Raw genomic sequence first — 4,073 nt, forward strand, 5'->3', positions numbered from 1 at the left:
AACCAAACCCGAAGTATTGGTAAGGAAATTTCTTTTTTCCCAAGGTTTCCGTTATAGGAAAAATGATAAACGCTATGCAGGCAAACCGGATATCGTTTTGCCGAAATATAAAACAGTCGTGTTTATACACGGCTGTTTTTGGCACGGGCACTCTTGCAGTAAAGGGCATATTCCGAAAAGCAATACGGATTTTTGGTTGGAAAAAATCACAAAAAATCGCGAACGTGATATTAAAAATGAAACCGAGCTGGAAAAGATTGGTTTCAAAGTGATTGTTGTTTGGGAGTGCGAATTAAAAAACAAAGCTATTTGTAGGGAGCGATTAAATCGGTTGGTCGAGGAAATAAAAGATGCCGTCTGAAAAAATCAGACGGCATCTTCCTTTAATTAAGACCCTCCCATACCTTCATCAACCTCTTCACCGACACCGGATACGGTGTCTTCAACTCCTGCGCGAACAGCGACACTCTCAATTCTTCAATCATCCATCTAAACGCGGCAAGGTCGTCTGAAACGGGTTGTCCTTGTTTTACCAAGCCGTCGGTTTTTTCCTGCCACATCTGTTCCAATTCCTGTATATCGGCTTCGCGAGCTGCGTCGCGGGCAGGGTTGCCGCTGTATTTTTCGAGGCGCAGGGTCATGGCTTTGAGGTAGATGGGGAGGCGCGGCCATTGTGCCCACGGGGTGCGGGTGGCGAAGCCGGCGGCGAGCAGGGTTTGCAGGCGTTGTCGCAGGAGGTGGGTGAGCGGGTGTTTGCCGAGTTTGCTGTTCAGTTCGGCGTAGGCGGCGGCGGTTTCCTGCAAGTAGCGGCTGAGGGCTTCTTTGACGGCGGGCAGGCGGCTGCGGGCGCGTTTGATTTGTTCTTTGAAGGCTTTTTCGTTGCGCGGCAGCTCGTCTTCGCCGATAAAGGCGCGGTCGCAGACGGCTTGGGTGAGGTCGTCGCGCAGGGTGTCGGCGTTGATGTGTTTGAGCAGCATGGCGACTTGGGTGAAGCCTTGGATGCCTTTGTTCAGGTCTTTAACTTGTTCTTTTAGTTGTAGTTTCATGAGTTCGATCACGCCTAATCGGTGGGCTTGTTCGGCGGCGGCGGACGTGTCGAACAGGCGCAGGGCGATGCGGCCGTCTTTTTCTTTTTGCAGGCCGAGGTAGCCGGTGAGCTGTTGTTTGCCGCGGGCGAATTTGATGGATTCGGGCAGGGTGCCGATGTCCCATGTGGTAACGTTGTTGCGCTCGAATTCTTGGGTGTTGTCGCGGAAGGTGGTGGCGGCGGCTTTGCCAAGTTGTTGTTGCAATTCGTGTAGTTTGCGGCCGCCGGCAAGCTCTTGTCCGCCATCGTCGATAATGCGCAGATTCAGATAGCAGTGTTCGGGCAATTCTTGCACCGCCCATGCGTCTTGGTCGATTTGATCGAGAATCCGCATATCGCCGGCGCTTTTGGCGATAAAGTGCGTCAACTGGGGAATGATGGCCGCTTGGCGGTCGGGATTGCTTTCGAGAAATTTGGTGATGAAATCGGGTACGGGCACGCAAATGCGGCGGATTTGCTTCGGCAGTGCTTTAATCAGCAGCTGGATTTTTTCGCGTAACATACCGGGCACCAGCCATTCAAGCGACGGCGCGTGCAGGCGGTTGAGGACGGTCAGCGGCACGGTCATAGTCACGCCGTCGAGCGGATGATGTGGCTCGAAACGGTAGGAAAGTTTGAACTTGCCGTCTGCGGTTTGCCAGAATTTGGGGAACTGTTCTTCGGTAATGTGCGCGGCGGCGTGCTGCATGAGGTCGTCGCGGCTGAGGAACAGCAGGTGCGGATTGTCGCGCTCAGCAGTTTTGAGCCAGGCTTGGAAGGTGCGGATGTCAGCGAGGGGGAGGGGTTTCAGACGGCCTTTTGGGGGGGCAGGCTGCTTTTTGGGTTTGGGGTCGTCTGAAACGTTTTGTAGGGTGTGTGAACTCGGTTCACGCACGCGGTTGTCCGTATCTTTGGAATCCGCGTGCATGGCTTGCGCTACATACCCTACATTGTGCAGGCTGCCTGAAACCGTTGAAGCTGCGGCACTCTGTTCCCTCTCTTGTGAGAGAGGGTTTGCTGCGGCTGCGGAAAACTTGGTTTGTGCGGCAACTGTTTTGCCCTCTCCCCGACCCTCCCCCACGGGGGAGGGGGTGGTTTGTGCGGCCGTATCAATGCTGTCGGTTTGTAAAATCATGCGGTAATTGATTAAAACCAAGCCGTTTCGCTGAATTTGGTTTTGATGTTGCAGTATAAATCCCTGTTTTTTAAAAAAGGGCAACGCGGCTGCGGACATATCTGCCGTTACCGTTTTATCTGCATCCGCCTGCGGCAAAACGGCAGACAACAGCGCGGAAGCAACGCCTTGCTGCTGGTGGACAGGGTCGGTAAATAGGCAGTCCAAATGATTTTGCTCGGGCAGGTATTCGATAAAGCCGAGTATGCGGTCATTTTGCGCTGCCAATCGGATACAGCCGCGTCCAATCCGTTTTTGCCAAAAGGCGGCATTGTCCGCGCCCTGTATCCATGCGGCTTTTTCGCTGTCGCTATAATGGCTTGCTTCAATGTGCAGGACGGCGCGGCGGAACAGTTCGGCAATTTGGGCTGCATCATTATGTGTGGCGGGGCGTATGCGGAATGTTGCTGTGGACGATTTCAGACTGCCTGAAACCGTTGAAACTGCGGTACTCTGTTCCCTCTCCTGCGGGAGAGGGTTAGGGAGAGGGCTTGCTGAGGTTGCGGAAAAGTTGGTTTGTGCGGCAACTGTTTTGCCCTCTCCCCAGCCCTCCCCCACGGGGGAGGGAGCGGTTTGCTGGGGATTTGCAGGATGCAGGCCGTCTGAAACCGCATCCGCCGTATAAAAATCGGGCAGCCGTTTGTTATAAAAAGCAAACAGGGCTTCGTCATCGACCAGCACGTCTTGCTTGCGCGATTTGTGTTCCAACTCGCTGATTTCCTTAATCAGCTTTTTGTTATGTGCGAAAAAGTCCGCTTTCAAATCGCATTCCTGCGCCACCAGCGCGCTGCGGATAAAGATTTCGCGCGCTTCTTCGGGGGCGATTCTGCCGTAGGACACGGGGCGGCGCGGCAAGACGGTCAGGCCGTAGAGCGTTACCCGTTCGCTGGCGATGACCTCGCCGCGTTTTTGTTCCCAGTGCGGCTCGAAATAGTGGTAGCGGACGAGGTGCGGCGCTTCCTGCTCGATCCATTCGGGCTGGATGGCGGCTACGTCGCGGGCATAAAGTTTTGTCGTTTCAACGAGTTCTGCCGCCATCACCCATTTGGGTTTGGCTTTAAACAAGGCGGAGGCGGGGAAAAGGTGGAAGCGGCTGCCGCGCGCGCCGGTGTAGTCGTTGCCGTCGGGCGATTTCATGCCGACGTTGGCAATGAGGCCGGTGAGCAGGGCGCGGTGGATTTGTTCGTAGCCCGCTTCTTTGGCAGCGCGGATTTGGGCGCGGTGTTGCTTCTTATCCAGTTGTTTTTGTTTGAGTTTGGCGGATAGGTCTTGGTCGCCTTGGTTTTCAGACGACGTAAGTTGCTTGGCTTCGGGAGGCCGTCTGAAAGCGGCTTCCTTGGTGGTCAAACCCATTTCAATCGCGGTTTGGGCAAGCTGGTGGTGCAGCTCGCGCCATTCGCGCATCCGAAGGTGCGACAGGAAATATTGACGACACCATTGCACCAACTGCTTGTTAGACAAGCCTTTATCGCGCTCGCGCTGGAAGCTGTCCCAAATGTTCAGGTAGGCAAGGAAATCGGATTGCTTGTCAGTAAAGCGTTCATGCGCCTTGGCCGCGGCATCACGCGCTTCCAGCGGCCGCTCGCGCGGGTCTTGAATCGACAGCGCGGACGCAATCACCAATATCTCCGCCATGCAGTCGTGTTTCTTCGCCGCCAACAAAATACGCGCGATTTTCGGGTCGATGGGCAGGCGCGCCATTTGTTCGCCGAGGCGGGTCAGGCGGTAGCGGGGTTTCAGGCTGCCTGAAGGGGGAGATGGAGAGTTTGGTTTTTTGATGCTTGGCATAATGGGTAAGATGTATTTCATTTGTCTAAAAATATGATATATGGG

2 protein-coding genes are annotated in these 4,073 nt (G+C 54.6%); one reads left to right on the plus strand and one right to left on the minus strand.

The genetic code is table 11. The features are described 5' to 3' along the window. Positions 1-361 (plus strand): very short patch repair endonuclease (locus ACTHUT_RS14785; RefSeq protein WP_440418970.1); only part of this gene is annotated, 361 nt, incomplete at its 5' end. Positions 362-383: 22 nt separating this feature from the next. Here the strand turns inward: ACTHUT_RS14785 and ACTHUT_RS14790 are convergent. Next, the gene (locus ACTHUT_RS14790) at positions 384-4,028 is read right to left on the minus strand and encodes a GNAT family N-acetyltransferase (protein ID WP_250601795.1); all 3,645 of its coding nucleotides are present in this window, start codon (positions 4,026-4,028) and stop codon (positions 384-386) included. Positions 4,029-4,073: the final 45 nt, after the last annotated feature.

It is taken from the genome of Neisseria sp. P0022.S010, from assembly GCF_051956635.1.